Below are 15,352 nucleotides of genomic sequence, written 5' to 3'. Positions count from 1 at the left end.
AACTTTTATTTAAGTTGTTCACTGGTTTTTCCAAATCTTCTTTCTCTGTTTTGATAATTTAATATTGCTTCAAAAAGATGGTTTTTAGTATAATCCGGCCAAAGCGTTTCAGTAAAATATAATTCGGCATAAGCTATTTGCCAAAGCAGAAAATTACTGATACGCTGTTCTCCACTGGTGCGGATCAACAAGTCTACATCTGGTAAATTTTGGGTGTAAAGATGATTATTAATTACCGTTTCGTCAATATCGTCCGGCGAAATTAGGTTATTTTTAACTTTAAGACTAATCTCTTTAATTGTTTTTGTTATTTCTTCTCTTGAACCATAGCTTAATGCAAGAGTAAGTGTCATCCTTTTATTATCTTTTGTTTTTTCAATTACATCCAAAAGTTCTTTATGAGCTTTTTTAGGTAATGCATTTAAATTGCCGATAGCATTTAACTTAATGTCGTTATCATTAAGTGTTTTAATTTCTTTTCTTAAGGATGAAACTAAGAGTTTCATCAATAATTCTACCTCAATTTTAGGTCTTTTCCAATTTTCGGTAGAAAAGGCGTAAAGAGTTAAGTAGTCAATTCCGATTTCTGCACATCCTTCTACAATTTCGCGAACAGCTTTCGATCCGTTTTCATGCCCAATGGAACGTAAAAGACCTTTTTGTTTAGCCCAACGACCATTCCCGTCCATGATAATGGCAAGGTGTTTTGGTAATCTGTTTTTGTCTATGCTGTTTTTAGAATCCATTGTTGTTTTAAAAATTGCAATAGCAGGGTAGTCTTCCAAAAGCAAATGTAAACGTTATGCCACTGAACACATACCAATCATCATTATTGATGTTTCCAAAATCACCTGCTCTTCGAGGTTCTCCTTTCTTCCAATCACTACTTCCGTCTAAGTTGTCTGTGAGGGTATAACGAGCTCCAATTTCAAAGCCTATCATTGTGCTGTGAGATAGCTTTGCTTTGTATCCTATTACCATAGGGATTGCAAAATCTATCCCTGTTTGTACTTTTTCCTCTTTTGTATTGCCATCTCTCCTATCTAAAGCTCCTGATGAATCATATAAAAACGAAGTAAAACCAGTGTATAAATAGGGGGTGTGAACTTTTTTACCACTGTGAACATCAAAGTCCCAAAAGTTAAATTCTAACCCTATCGATAATTCTTTGATTGAATTTTCAAATGAATATCCGCGCTGTTCTCTGTTGCTATAGCCGCTATCAATATCGTCTCCTTTAATTTTAGCATAAAGAAGAGAGCCCCTAAATGAGTGTCTTGGACCTCTATTCCATTTAAATATCCCACCTGCTGCAATTGCATTTGGATTTATATAATTTGTTTTACCAACATCGCCAATATAGTTGGCGCCGCCCAACATAACACCTACTTCATAGGTTTGAGACTGTGCGCTATACACAGCTAAGAGTAGTAAAAATGCAGTTGCAAAATGCTTCATATAGTTTAAAAGTTTGCAAATATAACAATAAACTTGGCTTGAAATAGACTGAAGCCAAATTGTCTTAAATGATTAACAAGTTTTAGTTTGATTTATTGTTTAATTTCTCTTGTCTTCGCCCCATAACAATTTTTTTCGAAGGGTTTTAATAAAGCTGTCATCGTTTAATTGAACTAGTTTAATAGTGAAATCAGCTTTTTTTATAATAATCTTCGTTTCATTTTTTAAAGTAGCAATCCTGGAATCCATAGACATTAAAAAAGTTTCTTCACGTCCATAAACTTTTAGAGTAACTGTGTTGGAATCTGCAATTACTAAAGGCCTTGCATTTAAATTGTGTGGGGCAATGGGAGTTAGAATCATATTTTTTGAATCAGGGTCTATAACGGGACCTCCACAACTTAAGGAGTAACCGGTAGATCCGGTTGGTGTAGCAACAATCAATCCGTCAGACCAATAGGAGGTAAGGTATTTATCGTTTACCAAGGTCTCAACTTTTATCATTGAAGTTGTGTTGCGTCTATTTACCGCAACTTCATTTAGTGCAAAATTAAGTGTGGGTACTTCTTCGCTCTCGGGTTTAGTTTCTACCGTTAGAAGGCTGCGTTCAGAAATAATATATTCTCCTTCTAATATTTGATTGAGACTTTCAGTAATGGTTTCCTTTTGGATAGTCGCCAAAAAACCTAGTCGCCCAGTGTTGATTCCAACAATTGGAATACCTAAATCCCCAACAAATGTCACCGCTTTCAAAATGGTGCCGTCACCTCCAATACTGAAAAATAGATCGAAACTAGAATCAAGTTTTGTAAAGGTTGAACACTCTGAAAAGTTTTTAGTGATTTCTTGATTTTGGTTAATAATTTCAAGGAAATTTTCCTCTATCAGAACTTTCGCAGCCTTTTTTTGAAGTGCATCCAGTAACATCTGAATGTATATTTCTGAATTTTTGTGATAAAACTGTCCGTAAATTCCTATTTTCATTTAATTGGTTTAGAAGATTGGAGTGCTGTATTAAAAATTAAATTTGTTCAGGTATGGTTATTATTTTAGATGTTTAAATACTTGTCTAGATACTTGGAACGTTCTTTCAAGTCTTCCACAAATTTATCTTCTTCGTGTTGACTTATGATGTTGTATTTGTATCGTCTAAAAGTTTGAACGATGCTATTCATTGCGGTATGACCAACTTTTACTGTAAGCTGAACAGTGTTTTCTGTGATTTTTGAAATAAATATCCCAAAAATTCTAGTGCCATTAGATTCTACTATCTGACAAGCCTCGCTAAAAGAATAATCTTGAATGCCTTTTTCAACTACAATGATGCCCCCTGTTTCATTTAAAAAAGGAGTATTGTTAAAAAGGCTCATTATATCACCTAATTCGAAATAACCAAGGTACTTATTGTCTATGCCTAAAACCGGCATTACATTGCTATTGTGTAATGCAAAAGCCTCTAAAACGTCAAGCCAATTAGTGTCTTCCAGCACGTGGAAAGGTTCTAAAGCGTATTGATAGTCGCTAAGGAGTTTTGTATTATCAAAACAATATGCGTCATTTTCGGATACACAACCTATAAATTCCCCGTCTTTTTCAACAGGTACGTGCGAATAAGTTAGCTGGTTAAAAACGGTTTGCACGTCTTTAATATTAGCTGAAATGTCGAATGGTTCAATATCGTTGATAATATAATTTATGGTCTCCATTAGATATTTATTTAAAATGCAAATTACTTAAAATATAAGTTCCTTTCCGTCCTTAAGGTTTGTATTTTTGTTAAAAATGCATTTGTTGAATCTGATTGAGTTTATTTTCGGGTTTAATAGGTTTTAATTATTATTACAAAACAACAATTTATTCAATGACAAAGTTAAGCGTTAATATAAATAAAATAGCTACTCTTCGTAATGCACGAGGTGGTAATGTGCCAAACTTATTAAAGATGGCAAAGGATATTCAGAAGTTTGGAGCTCAAGGAATCACTATTCATCCACGGCCGGATGAACGTCATATTCGGTATCAAGATGCTTACGATTTAAAATCTATAGTTACTACAGAATATAATATTGAAGGAAATCCTATGGATAACTTCACAAAAATGGTATTAGAAATTAAACCTACCCAAGTTACCCTTGTACCAGATGCGGTAGACGCTATAACTTCTAATGCTGGATGGGATACGGTTAAACATAAAGATTATTTAAAAGAAATTATTTCAGAATTTAAGAATAATGGAATTCGCACCTCAATCTTTGTTGATCCCACATTAAAAATGATTGAAGGGGCAGCCGAAACGGGAACAGACAGAATTGAATTGTACACTGAAGAATTTGCAGATCAGTATGCACTAGGAAACAAAGATGCTATAAAGCCGTATACCGAATGTGCAGTTCTTGCAAGCCAATTAGGCTTGGGAATTAATGCGGGGCACGATCTTTCATTAGATAACATTCAATTCTTTAAAGAAAACATTCCTAACCTTTTAGAGGTGAGTATAGGCCACGCTCTAATAAGTGAGGCGCTATACGATGGGATAGAAAAAGTTATTGCCGGATATTTACAAAGACTTAAATAATAAATAAAATTTCACATGATTTTACATTCTCAAATTCTCGGTTCCGGACAAGCTTTCGTGATACTCCACGGCTTTCTCGGTATGAGCGATAATTGGAAAACACTTGGTTCTAGATGGGCAGAAGATGGATATGAAGTTCACTTGGTTGATCAACGAAATCACGGTAGAAGTTTTCATCACAATGAATTTTCCTATGAAATAATGGCGGATGATTTAAAGAAATACTGCGATGAACACAATTTGAAGCAAATCATATTATTAGGTCATTCAATGGGTGGAAAAGTTGCTATGCAATTTGCAGTAAGTTATCCCGAAATGGTTTTAAAACTAATTGTTGCAGATATAGGTCCAAAATTTTATCCTTCTCATCATCAAGATATTTTAAAAGCTCTTTCAGAATTAGATTTTTCAAAAATTAAATCTCGTAGTGATGCGGAAGATATATTGGCAACATACATTAAAGATGAAGGCACAAGACTGTTTCTTCTTAAGAACCTGTATCGAAAAGATAAAAAAGAATATGGTCTTCGTATAAATCTTCCAGTATTAACAGATAAAGTTGAAGCTATTGGTGTTGCACTTGCTGAAGATTCCATTTACCAAGGTGAAACCTTGTTTTTAAGTGGCGAAAAGAGCGGTTACATTGAGCCTATGGATGAAGTTTTGATTAAAAAACACTTTCCAAAAGCCAGAATTCAGACTATTTCAAATGCAGGTCATTGGCTTCATGCAGAAAATCCTGAAGAATTTTATGATAATGTTATGAATTTTTTATAATATTGTAAGTACGGTTGTTATGCATGCATAATAAAAACCATTTTGAACTTACCAATAACCTCACAAATTAACTCTAAAGAATTAAAAAATTATGAAAAAAGTATTAGTACTTGCTGTATTTGCACTCGCAACTGCGGTAACTTATGCGGGCGGGTACCGTGTAAGTCTACAGGGTAATAAGTCCCTTGCAATGGGCCACACGGGTGTTGCAGTTATAAATAGCAGTGAATCTGTGTTTTTTAACCCTTCTGCATTAGTGTATTTAGAAAATAAACTTAGCATTTCTGCTGGTGCACACGGGGTATTAGCAAACATATCCTATCAAAATGAAACTACAGGAGCGAGTGACCAAACTAAAAGTTTATTAGGAACGCCGTTTTATTTTTATGCATCATATCAAGCAACAGATTGGTTGGCATTTGGTCTTGGGGTATATACACCTTATGGAAGTTCTGTAGAATATGATAAAGACTGGGTTGGTTCTCATCTTGTAAACAATATAGATCTACAAGCAATATATGTTCAGCCAACAGTTTCGTTCAAAATAAATGAAAAATTAAGTGTTGGTGGTGGACCAATATATGTAAATGGATCTGTAAATTTTAACAGAAACTTAAACCGTACACTTACCGATCTTGATGGAAATCGTTCGAATGTAACAATTGACGCAAGTGGTGTAACTGCTTGGGGATGGGTAGCGAGTACAACTTTTAATTTTACTGATAATTTAAGAATAGGTGCAACTTACCGTTCTGAAATGATTCTAGAAGCAGAAGGTGGAGATGCAACTTTTGAAAATATTCCAAATTCTCCATTAACTCCTTTTGAAGATACTAAGATTGATGCTGCAATGCCTCTACCAGCAGAATTGATGGTTGGTATGTCTTATAAATTTGCAGAAAACTGGTTATTCGCTTTCGATTACAATCGTACATATTGGAATGTATACGAGTCTTTAGATATTGATTTTGCTAATCCAGCAATTCCAGATTCTTATAACCCACGTAACTACAAGAACTCTTCTGCTTATCGTTTTGGATTACAATACGAAGCAACAAAAATGTTTACGCTAAGAGCAGGATACTACTTTGATGAAACTCCGGTTCAGCCAGGTTACTTCGCGCCAGAAACACCTCGTGGTGATAGTAACAACTTTACTGCAGGGTTAACAGTGAATATTGGTGAGAACCTACAAATTGATGCATCTTTCCTTTTCTCACACTTTAAAGAAATTGATGCTTCATACGATCATTACTTAGAAAATGGTGTAGCTGTTCCTTTTGCTGGAGCATATAAAACCAATGCTTTTGTTCCTGGTCTAGGAGTTACTTATAAACTATAATTTGAAAAATTCAGAAAGATGAAAAACTTATTAAAATATACATTCGCAGCGTTGACAATAGGTCTTGTAAGCTGTGAGCCAGAATTTGACAGCCCTGTAACCGATGGTGGGTTTTATAGTAGTGGTTCTGCTAACTTATCAAAGTTTGTAGCAGTTGGAAACTCTTTGACAGCTGGTTATGCAGATGGCGCATTATATATTACTGGTCAAAACAATAGTTACCCAAATATAATGGCACAGCAATTCGAATTTGTTGGCGGTGGAGATTTTACTCAACCATTAATGAATGATAATATTGGTGGATTGTTATTAGGTGGAAACCAAATTGCTGAAAACAGACTTGTTTTAGCTGTTGGTGCAGATGGTAATCCATCTCCAGTTCGTTTAGATGGAACTCCAACTACAGATATTACAAACAAATTAAGTGGGCCTTTCAATAATATGGGAGTACCTGGAGCAAAAAGTTTTCACTTGGTAACGCCAGGGTATGGAAATGTTGCAGGAGTGCCAGGTGGAACTGCTAATCCATATTTTGCACGTTTCGCAAGTAGTGAAAATGTGAAAGTTATTGAGGATGCGGCTGCTCAAAGCCCTACTTTTTTTAGTCTTTGGATTGGAAATAATGATATTCTAAGCTACGCAACTTCTGGAGGTTCAGGAGTCGATCAAACAGGAAATATTGATCCTTCTACATATGGTAGTAACGATATAACAGATCCAAACGTTTTCGCTTCAGTTTACAACGCACAAGTAGAGGCATTAACAGCTGGTGGAGCAAAAGGAGTATTGGTAAATATTCCAGAAGTAACTTCTATACCTTACTTTACAACAGTTCCTACCAACGCTATTCCATTAGATGCAGCTACAGCTGCTGCTGTAAATGCTAATTTCGCAGGATATAATACTCAAATATTACCTGGCTTAGCTGGTATGGGGATTATCTCGGCTGAAGAAGCTGCAATGCGTATGATAAACTTCTCTGCAGGACAAAACTTTCCAATTACCACAGATAAAGATTTAACAGATATTACAGCTATTTTACAAGGGCCTCCATTTAACTTACCAGCTCCAACAGCTGCTTTGTTAGGCCAATTACGTCAAGTAAACTCAGACGACCTTGTTGTTTTAACAGCATCTTCTGTATTAGGTTCTACTCCAGATCCAAACAACCCACAAGGTGTTGTAGGAGTAAGTATTCCATTGGCAGATCAATTTGTATTAGCTAAGTCTGAACAAGATAGAATTACAGCTGCAACAAATTCATATAATGCTACAATTCAAGGGTTAGCTAGTGCAAAAGGACTTGCTTTTGTAGATGCAAAAACTGCGTTAGCAAGATTATCGGATGGTGGAATTCCTTATGATGGAGGTGTATTAACTTCTCAGTTTGTAACTGGAGGTGCTTTCTCTTTAGATGGTGTTCACCCAACTGCTAGAGGATATGCTTATACAGCAAATATGATGATTCAGGCAATAAACGATACGTACGACGCTACGATACCAACGGTACAAATAGGGTATTACCCTACGATTACGCTTGCAAATAATTAAATTTATCAATTTATTTAATTGGTTAAAACCGCTCTCAAATGAGAGCGGTTTTTTTTATTATATTTACTAAAGCTTAAATTAACTAAAAACACCTTTTATGAAATTAATTGTAAAATTGTTGCTTACTGCTTTAGCCGTGGTGGTTTTGGCAAAAATCCTTCCTGGTGTAGCTGTAGAAGGTTATGGTTCAGCCGTAATTGTTGCTATTGTTATCGCATTGTTAAGATTAATTGTAAAGCCAATTTTAGTGGTCTTAACTCTTCCTATAACAATTGTCACTTTTGGCCTATTCCTATTAATAATCAATGCTATTATTATTTTACTTGCAGGTTATTTTGTCGATAGTTTCGATGTAACTACTATTTGGTGGGCTTTACTCTTTAGTTTATTGCTTTCCGTTTTTCAGTCAATTTTATTTTCACTACTACCCGAAGATTAATAACTACTCTATAAATATATTTTTTTTACTCTTTTCAGATCTGATTAGGATACCTTGTTTTTCTTAACCTTAAACAAGAAAAGGTGGGTTATTTCACTTTAAATCAACAACAATTTGTAAATGTTTGTTGAGTTTTGTAAAAAGCCGTACTTTTGCATCCCGAATTTCAGAAGAGAAAAGATGAACATTACAAAAAAAGACATTGATAAGCTGAATGCTGTTCTTACAGTAGAGGTTTCGAAAGAAGACTATTCAGACAACGTAGAAAAGGTTTTAAAAAACTATAGAAAAACCGCTAACATACCTGGCTTTAGAAAAGGTCATATCCCAATGGGAATGGTTAAAAAGCAATATGGTAAAGCTGTCTTGGTTGAAGAAGTGAATAAAGTTTTACAAGATGCACTTCAAAAATACCTTACAGAGGAAAAATTGGATGTATTAGGTAATCCACTTCCTAAGAATGAATCAGAAATCGATTGGGATGCTGAAGACTATAAGTTTGAGTTTGAATTAGGTCTTGCTCCACAATTTGATGTTGATGTAAAAGGGAAAGAAATAGTTCATTACAAAATTGTTGCAGACGATAAGATGCTTGACAATCAAGTAAAAACTATCCGCAAACAATACGGAAAACTAATATCTAAAAATGAAGTAGAAAAAGGTGATGAAATCACTGGAACATTTATTTCAACTGAAAAAGAAATTGAGAAAAAATCTACTTTTTCAACAGAAGATATTAAAGGAAAAAAACAATTAGATGCTCTTATTGGTGCAAAAGTTGGCGATACCGTTACATTAAAAACTAAAGGTATGTTTGCTGATGACCACGATAACCAAAAGCATTTGGGTGTTGATCACGATGACGCTCACGGTTTAGATATCGAAGTTTCTTTAAAAATTGAAGAAGTAAATGAGCGTGAAATGGCTGAATTGAACCAAGAGCTTTTCGACAAGCTTTTTGGTGAAGGTAAGGTTACTTCAGAAGATGAATTAAAAGCGAAAATTAAAGAAGATGCTGAAGGGCAGTTTGCACAACAAAGCGATCAAAAGCTTTTAAATGATGTAGTAGAATCTTTAATTGAAAACACAAAATTTGATCTTCCAAAAGAATTTTTACAGCGCTGGATCGCAATGACTGGTGAGAAAAGACTTTCTGAAGAAGAAGCAAAAGCTGAATACGAAAGAAGTGAAAAAGGACTTCGTTATCAGTTAATTGAAGGTAAACTTCGTGCTGAAAACAATTTGCAAGTAACTTTTGATGAGTTGAAAGACCATTCAAAAAATATGATTAAAGCTCAAATGGCTCAGTTCGGACAAACTAACCCAACTGACGAAGAAGTTGAATCTATTACTGCACGTATTCTTTCTAATAGAGAAGAGGTTGAGCGTTTAAGTGAACAATTAAACACAGCTAAATTATTAGACTTCTTTAAGGAGAATGCAAAATTAAAAGTCAAAGAGATTACCTTCGACGAATTCATTAAGGAAGCCTACGCTTAATTTAGCGAAGAAATAGTTATCTTTAGGCGTTGAATTATTTTAATTTAACGCCTTTTTAATTCCTATTAAGACGGGAATCCAAATATGCTCTTTAAGTTGAATTTCTTACCTAAATAAAGAATTAACATTTATGAATTACAGTGACGAATTTAGAAAGTTTGCTATAAAAGATCAGGGTATTAGTAATATGTACTACGACAAGATTATAAGTAGTATGTATCCAACAAACTTGACACCAAATATTATTGAAGAACGCCAAATGAATGCAGTGGCAATGGACGTTTTTTCACGTTTAATGATGGACCGTATTATTTTTCTAGGTACCGGAATTAACGACCAAGTTGCAAATATTGTACAGGCTCAGTTATTGTTTCTTGCTAGTGCAGATGCTTCTCGCGATATTCAAATTTATATAAACTCTCCAGGAGGAAGTGTTTATGCGGGACTTGGAATTTATGATACTATGCAATTTATTAAACCAGATGTAGCTACTATTTGCACAGGAATGGCAGCTTCTATGGCAGCAGTACTTTTATGTGCTGGTGAAAAAGGAAAGCGTAGTGGTTTAACGCATTCACGTGTTATGATTCACCAACCTTTAGGTGGTGCTCAAGGTCAAGCAAGTGATATCGAAATTACTGCTCGCGAAATTGTGACTCTTAAAGAGGAACTTTATAAAATTATAGCAAAACACTCTGGTCAAACTTATGAGAAAGTTTACGAAGATAGTGATCGTGATTACTGGATGAAAGCAGATAAAGCTGTTGAATACGGTATGATTGATGAAATATTGACAAGAGAATAAGTAAAGATTTTTGAAAAAAAATATTATGTCGAAAGAAGATTTAGAATGTTCTTTTTGCGGCCGTAAAAAGTCGGAAACCAAACTGCTAATTGCAGGATTGGATGCCCACATTTGCGACCGTTGTATAGAGCAAGCGCACGGGATTGTTGTTGAGGAGGCTTTGCATTCTGATAACTCAGAATTGTCTAAAGACCTTATGCTGAAAAAGCCAAAGCTCATTAAAGCATTCTTAGATGAGTATGTGATTGGACAAGATTTCACAAAGAAAGTTATGTCTGTAGCGGTGTATAACCACTACAAACGTTTACTTCAGCCAAAGAGCGATGACGATATCGAAATTCAGAAAAGTAATATCGTTATTGTTGGGCAAACAGGAACAGGGAAAACTCTAATTGCAAAAACAATTGCAAAAATGTTGAACGTTCCACTAGCTATTGTGGATGCTACGGTTTTAACTGAAGCTGGATATGTAGGTGAAGATGTTGAAGGTATTTTAACTCGTTTGCTTCAAGCTGCAGATTATAACCTAGAGAAAGCTGAAAAAGGTATCGTTTTTATTGATGAAATCGATAAAATTGCACGTAAGAGCGATAACCCTTCGATTACACGTGATGTAAGTGGTGAAGGTGTTCAACAAGCTCTACTAAAGCTCTTAGAAGGTACTACAGTTAATGTTCCGCCTAAAGGTGGTAGAAAGCACCCAGATCAAAAGTTTATTGAAGTAAACACCGAAAATATTCTCTTTATAGCCGGAGGAGCTTTTGATGGAATTGAACGTCATATTTCTAAAAGATTGAATATGCAGGCCGTTGGTTTTACTGCTACCCTAAAGGAAACTGAAATTGAAAAGGATAATATGCTTCGCTATATTATCCCTAAAGATTTGAAAGACTTTGGGTTGATTCCAGAAATTATTGGTCGTCTTCCTGTTTTAACATATATGAATCCATTGGATAAAGAAACGCTTCGTGCAATTCTTACGGAACCTAAAAACGCTATTATTAAGCAGTACAAAAAACTGTTTGAAATGGACGGAATAGATTTCGAAGTGACTGAAGAAGCACTAGACTTTATCGTGGAACAAGCAATTGAATATAAGCTTGGAGCTAGAGGACTACGTTCGCTTTGTGAAGCAGTTCTTACCGATGCAATGTATGAAATGCCAGGTACTGATGAAAAATTAGTGAAAGTAACTAGAGATTATGCCGATGAAAAACTTAATAAGTCAACCCTTAAGAAGTTGAAGGCAGTTTCATAGAGAAATATAATCTACTTTAAAAAGCCTCAGGATATCCTGAGGCTTTTTTTGTTAGCTAAAAATGAAGAGGTTTTTACTCATTGAGTGCTAATAATTCTTCTAGCATATTTCTAGTATTGGATAGTCGAGGGACTTTATGCTGCCCTCCAAGTTTGTTTTTGTCTTTCAGCCAATCATAAAATAAATTTTCCCTTCCGTAATGAATCTTTGGAGGGTTTAAGGTGGTATTGTTATAGCGTTTTGCCTCATAATCACTATTTACTTCTTGTAAAGCTGTGTCTAGAAGTTTTGTAAAAACTTCTAAGTCGTGAGGCGGTGATTTAAACTCAATAATCCATTCGTGAGCACCCTTTTCTTTACCATCCATAAAAACTGGCGCTGCGGTATAATCAACAATTTCAGCGTTTGTAAGTTGAGAAGCCTTGCGTAATGCAGTTTCGGCGTTTTCGATAATCAACTCTTCCCCAAAGGCGTTAATGTGGTGTTTGGTGCGGCCTGTTACTTTTATTCTATAAGGTTCTGTTGAAGTAAAGCGAACAGTATCACCTATTTTATATCGCCAAAGTCCAGAATTGGTTGTGATTATTACAGCATAATTTTTCCCTTCTTCAACTTCACTTAATGGAATAACTTTTTCATCACTAGTCCCATAATTATCCATAGGAATGAACTCATAGAAAATTCCGTAATCGAGCATTAGCAATAACTCTTTGCTGTCGTTTCTATCTTGAATGGCGAAAAAACCTTCTGAAGCGTTATAGATTTCGTAATATCTAAAATCACTTTTAGGTAGTAATTTATTGTATTGATCTACGTAAGGATCGAAGTTTACTCCACCGTGAAAATACACTTCTAAATTAGGCCAAACCTCGAATAAGTTTCCTTTGCCTGTTGTTTCTATTACGTTATTTAATAATACCAACATCCAAGAGGGTACTCCTGCGAGGCTTGTGACATTTTCTTTTATAGTTTCATTTACAATGGCCTGCATTTTAGTTTCCCAATCGCCCATAAGCGAAACCTCATTACTCGGAGTACTGCTGAACTCTGCCCAAAATGGCATATTATCTATAAGTATCGCAGATAAATCACCAAATACAGTTCCGTTTTCTTCATAAAGCTGTTTACTTCCACCAAGGCGTAAACTTTTCCCTAAGAATAACTGTGCGTTTGGATTATTGTTGAGGTACATACACAACAAATCTTTGCTGGCTGCATAATGGCAGTCTTCAAGCGAATCGTGGGTAACGGGAATAAATTTACTTTTTGCATTGGTAGTACCACTAGATTTTGCGAACCATTTAATTGGAGTAGGCCAAAATATATTGCTTTCGCCTTTTCGAGCACGCTCAATTCTCACTTCATTTTCTTCGTAGGTAGTTATGGGAATTCTATCTGCAAATTCTCGATAGGTTTTAATAGAAGCAAAACCATATTCTTGTCCAATTTCAGTATTTTTCGCTTTGTAAAGTAAATTGAAAAGCAATTCTTCTTGAACCTCAATAGGATATTTTAGAAATAGATCTATCTGATGAAACCTCTTTTTAAGAAACCAAGAAGCAATGGAGTTTACAATCGGGATTGGCATAATTTTCTGCTATCTTTATGCTATAAAAATAATGATTTTATAATTATGAGTTTCCTTTTTTAGAAGAGATGTTTTTTAAGTCTTTTGCAAGGAAAATTTTCAACCTAAATACTATAAAATAAATGAATTACGAAGGAGTACTTACAAAAATGCAAACTGAAATCGGAACGCCAATTCAGTATTACCTCATTTTTAAAAACGACTTTATAAATGTGAATCAATTATTGGACAAGAAGATTTCGATCAATTTCCTCTACCATCAATGTTTAAATTGTGAACTTCAAAAGAAAATTTACCGTCAAGGATTTTGTTATGATTGCTTTTTTGAAATACCCCAAGCTGCAGATTGGATCATTAATCCAGAGAAAAGTACAGCGCATTTAGGAATTGAAGATCGCGACCTTGATTATGAGAAAAAAGTGCAACTTCAACCTCATATTGTTTATTTGGCAAACAGTAGTAGCGTTAAAGTAGGAGTTACCCGTAAAACACAAGTGCCAACACGTTGGATAGATCAAGGAGCACACGAAGCTATTGAAATTGTAGAAGTGCCAAACAGATATTTAGCAGGGATTACCGAGATTGCTTTAAAAGATCATGTAAGCGATAAAACCAATTGGCGTAATATGCTGAAAAACGATATTAAAGATGAAGATTTAGTAGAATGGCGTGAGAAGTTAAAACAATATATTCCTGCCCAAGCAATGGATTATTACCTTGAAAACAATTCTGAAACCAATTTACAGTTTCCAGTTATTAAATATCCAGAAAAACCAAAATCGCTTAACCTTGACAAAACTCCATTCTACGAAGGAACCTTAAAAGGCATAAAAGGACAATACCTCATATTTGAAGATAATACCGTTTTTAATGTTCGTAGTAACGAAGGATATGTGGTTTCAATAACTGTAAATTAGTTGACCAAACAAAGAAATGCTATTAGCTGCGATTTTATATTAATTTCCAGCTTTAATAGTGTCTTGTTTCTTTTTCTTGCCACCTAAAATCCCACCCAAAATATCTTTAATAACCTTGGTGTTTTGTTGTTGGGTATTTTGCTGCTGCGTATTCTGTTGAATGGTATCTTGTTTTTGGTTATTTGTTGAAGTAGAATCAGTTTTGGTTCCTCCACCAAGAATACCACTAAGAATATCTGTTCCTTGGTTGATAAGTTTATCCTTTTGCTTCGCTATAAGTTCTTGAGTAAGCTTATTGATAGCGTTTTCAGCATTTAATGAAACTTGGGGTTTATTAAATGTTCCTTTTAAACCTATAGGAAGCGCAACACTCATTTGGTTTGCTTCTTTTGGATCTAGTTTTTGAAGGAGTTTGGTGATTTCACCACCTAAATATTTAGCAGGAACATCCATCGTTACATTGTAGTCTATCGATTTATCTAAGCCGTGGGTTCCTGAAACAGCCACATCAATTCCTTTAATGTCGAAGTTAAACGGCTTAATTACAATATCTCCATCTTTAAAAACTAAATTGGTTGTTAGATTCTGTAGATTTAATTTATCAAGGTTTAAAAAAGCTATTTTATCACTAAGCGCTGATAAAAGCGGCGTGTTTTCGGAATTAACTTCTGCCGTTAATACTTGAGCTAATGCAGTTCCGCCGAGACTAGAAAGTATAGGAGAAAGATCAGAGGTTAACTTACCATTAAATTCAAATTTGGTGTTTAGGGTTCCTTGTAATGCTTTTGCTATTGGCATTAGATATTGAAACATTTCGAGTTTTTCAAATGATTCCTCTATATCAATTTTACTTAGATCCAGTTTCATAGCGAAGGTTGGAACGTCAGTTTTGGTAGAAACATTACCATCAAGAGCAATATTTCCACCAAAAATATCAGAAGTGAAATTGCTAATTGTAATTGCTTCATTCTTAATGGAGGCTACACCTTTAGCGTTTTTAAGTTCTAAGTTATCGTATATAACTTCTTAAGTTTGATTTTTACTAAATAAGTTAATTTTAAGTATTAATCAGAAAGAACAAAAGAGCGGAGTAAGGTTACTATATACGGTGAAGCTTTAGACTTCGACAACATTGATAATCC

General features: G+C 34.7%; 15 protein-coding genes. 9 read left to right on the top strand and 6 right to left on the bottom strand.

All coding sequences use genetic code 11. From position 1 onward, the window contains the following. Window positions 1–5: 5 nt before the first annotated feature. The 4 genes from H4O20_RS00140 to H4O20_RS00125 all read right to left on the bottom strand — a co-directional run bounded on the left by H4O20_RS00140 (window position 6) and on the right by H4O20_RS00125 (window position 3,164). Window positions 6–746 (bottom strand): isoprenyl transferase, encoded by a 741-nt coding sequence (locus H4O20_RS00140; protein ID WP_139855532.1) that lies wholly within the window; start codon window positions 744–746, stop codon window positions 6–8. 7 nt (window positions 747–753) lie between these two features. After that, window positions 754–1,458, bottom strand: a complete 705-nt coding sequence (locus tag H4O20_RS00135; protein ID WP_139855531.1) for a DUF6089 family protein — start codon at window positions 1,456–1,458, stop codon at window positions 754–756. Window positions 1,459–1,557: 99 nt separating this feature from the next. Beyond that, a complete protein-coding gene (locus H4O20_RS00130; RefSeq protein WP_139855530.1) occupies window positions 1,558–2,442 on the bottom strand; it encodes an NAD kinase in 885 nt (294 codons plus the stop codon). Between the two features lie 65 nt (window positions 2,443–2,507). Continuing rightward, a complete protein-coding gene (locus H4O20_RS00125; RefSeq protein ID WP_139855529.1) occupies window positions 2,508–3,164 on the bottom strand; it encodes a CBS domain-containing protein in 657 nt (218 codons plus the stop codon). 155 nt (window positions 3,165–3,319) lie between these two features. Between H4O20_RS00125 and H4O20_RS00120 the strand changes: the two genes are divergently transcribed. From H4O20_RS00120 to clpX, 8 genes are all read left to right on the top strand, one after another. Continuing rightward, window positions 3,320–4,033 (top strand): pyridoxine 5'-phosphate synthase, encoded by a 714-nt coding sequence (locus H4O20_RS00120; protein ID WP_185097895.1) that lies wholly within the window; start codon window positions 3,320–3,322, stop codon window positions 4,031–4,033. 15 nt (window positions 4,034–4,048) lie between these two features. Then, window positions 4,049–4,810, top strand: coding sequence for an alpha/beta fold hydrolase (locus tag H4O20_RS00115; protein ID WP_185097894.1), 762 nt, complete (start codon window positions 4,049–4,051; stop codon window positions 4,808–4,810). A gap of 91 nt (window positions 4,811–4,901) precedes the next feature. Beyond that, complete coding sequence (locus tag H4O20_RS00110; RefSeq protein ID WP_139855526.1) at window positions 4,902–6,152, top strand: OmpP1/FadL family transporter; 1,251 nt, start codon at window positions 4,902–4,904, stop codon at window positions 6,150–6,152. A gap of 18 nt (window positions 6,153–6,170) precedes the next feature. Next, the gene (locus tag H4O20_RS00105; RefSeq protein WP_185097893.1) at window positions 6,171–7,703 is read left to right on the top strand and encodes a G-D-S-L family lipolytic protein; all 1,533 of its coding nucleotides are present in this window, start codon (window positions 6,171–6,173) and stop codon (window positions 7,701–7,703) included. Window positions 7,704–7,800: 97 nt separating this feature from the next. Further along, complete coding sequence (locus H4O20_RS00100) at window positions 7,801–8,142, top strand: phage holin family protein (RefSeq protein WP_185097892.1); 342 nt, start codon at window positions 7,801–7,803, stop codon at window positions 8,140–8,142. Between the two features lie 180 nt (window positions 8,143–8,322). Further along, entirely contained in the window at window positions 8,323–9,642 is a 1,320-nt protein-coding gene (gene tig / locus H4O20_RS00095; RefSeq protein ID WP_139855523.1) for a trigger factor, read from the top strand. Window positions 9,643–9,772: 130 nt separating this feature from the next. Then, entirely contained in the window at window positions 9,773–10,447 is a 675-nt protein-coding gene (gene clpP, locus H4O20_RS00090; protein ID WP_185097891.1) for an ATP-dependent Clp endopeptidase proteolytic subunit ClpP, read from the top strand. Window positions 10,448–10,472: 25 nt separating this feature from the next. Further along, entirely contained in the window at window positions 10,473–11,705 is a 1,233-nt protein-coding gene (clpX, locus tag H4O20_RS00085) for an ATP-dependent Clp protease ATP-binding subunit ClpX (protein WP_139855521.1), read from the top strand. A gap of 73 nt (window positions 11,706–11,778) precedes the next feature. Here the strand turns inward: clpX and H4O20_RS00080 are convergent, their stop codons facing one another. After that, entirely contained in the window at window positions 11,779–13,293 is a 1,515-nt protein-coding gene (locus H4O20_RS00080; RefSeq protein WP_185097890.1) for a GH3 auxin-responsive promoter family protein, read from the bottom strand. Between the two features lie 122 nt (window positions 13,294–13,415). On the opposite strand from H4O20_RS00080, the gene H4O20_RS00075 reads away from it, so the two are divergent. Beyond that, on the top strand, window positions 13,416–14,210 hold the full coding sequence (locus tag H4O20_RS00075) for a DUF2797 domain-containing protein (RefSeq protein ID WP_139855519.1): 795 nt from the start codon (window positions 13,416–13,418) through the stop codon (window positions 14,208–14,210). A 39-nt stretch (window positions 14,211–14,249) separates the two neighbouring features. Here the strand turns inward: H4O20_RS00075 and H4O20_RS00070 are convergent, their stop codons facing one another. Next, window positions 14,250–15,230 (bottom strand): AsmA-like C-terminal region-containing protein, encoded by a 981-nt coding sequence (locus H4O20_RS00070; RefSeq protein WP_282032577.1) that lies wholly within the window; start codon window positions 15,228–15,230, stop codon window positions 14,250–14,252. Window positions 15,231–15,352: the final 122 nt, after the last annotated feature.

Origin of the sequence: Aequorivita sp. 609, from assembly GCF_014212065.1 — a bacterium.
In the GTDB taxonomy this organism is placed as follows: Bacteria; Bacteroidota; Bacteroidia; order Flavobacteriales; family Flavobacteriaceae; genus Aequorivita; species Aequorivita sinensis.
The sequence above is the reverse complement of the archived record's forward strand: the minus strand, read 5'-3'. Positions and strand labels throughout refer to the sequence as shown.

Coding starts and splice junctions, on each gene's coding strand:
- H4O20_RS00140 (WP_139855532.1), bottom strand. CDS start 746: ATGGATTCTAAAAACAGCATAGACAAAAACAGATTACCAAAACACCTT.
- H4O20_RS00135 (WP_139855531.1), bottom strand. CDS start 1,458: ATGAAGCATTTTGCAACTGCATTTTTACTACTCTTAGCTGTGTATAGC.
- H4O20_RS00130 (WP_139855530.1), bottom strand. CDS start 2,442: ATGAAAATAGGAATTTACGGACAGTTTTATCACAAAAATTCAGAAATA.
- H4O20_RS00125 (WP_139855529.1), bottom strand. CDS start 3,164: ATGGAGACCATAAATTATATTATCAACGATATTGAACCATTCGACATT.
- H4O20_RS00120 (WP_185097895.1), top strand. CDS start 3,320: ATGACAAAGTTAAGCGTTAATATAAATAAAATAGCTACTCTTCGTAAT.
- H4O20_RS00115 (WP_185097894.1), top strand. CDS start 4,049: ATGATTTTACATTCTCAAATTCTCGGTTCCGGACAAGCTTTCGTGATA.
- H4O20_RS00110 (WP_139855526.1), top strand. CDS start 4,902: ATGAAAAAAGTATTAGTACTTGCTGTATTTGCACTCGCAACTGCGGTA.
- H4O20_RS00105 (WP_185097893.1), top strand. CDS start 6,171: ATGAAAAACTTATTAAAATATACATTCGCAGCGTTGACAATAGGTCTT.
- H4O20_RS00100 (WP_185097892.1), top strand. CDS start 7,801: ATGAAATTAATTGTAAAATTGTTGCTTACTGCTTTAGCCGTGGTGGTT.
- tig (WP_139855523.1), top strand. CDS start 8,323: ATGAACATTACAAAAAAAGACATTGATAAGCTGAATGCTGTTCTTACA.
- clpP (WP_185097891.1), top strand. CDS start 9,773: ATGAATTACAGTGACGAATTTAGAAAGTTTGCTATAAAAGATCAGGGT.
- clpX (WP_139855521.1), top strand. CDS start 10,473: ATGTCGAAAGAAGATTTAGAATGTTCTTTTTGCGGCCGTAAAAAGTCG.
- H4O20_RS00080 (WP_185097890.1), bottom strand. CDS start 13,293: ATGCCAATCCCGATTGTAAACTCCATTGCTTCTTGGTTTCTTAAAAAG.
- H4O20_RS00075 (WP_139855519.1), top strand. CDS start 13,416: ATGAATTACGAAGGAGTACTTACAAAAATGCAAACTGAAATCGGAACG.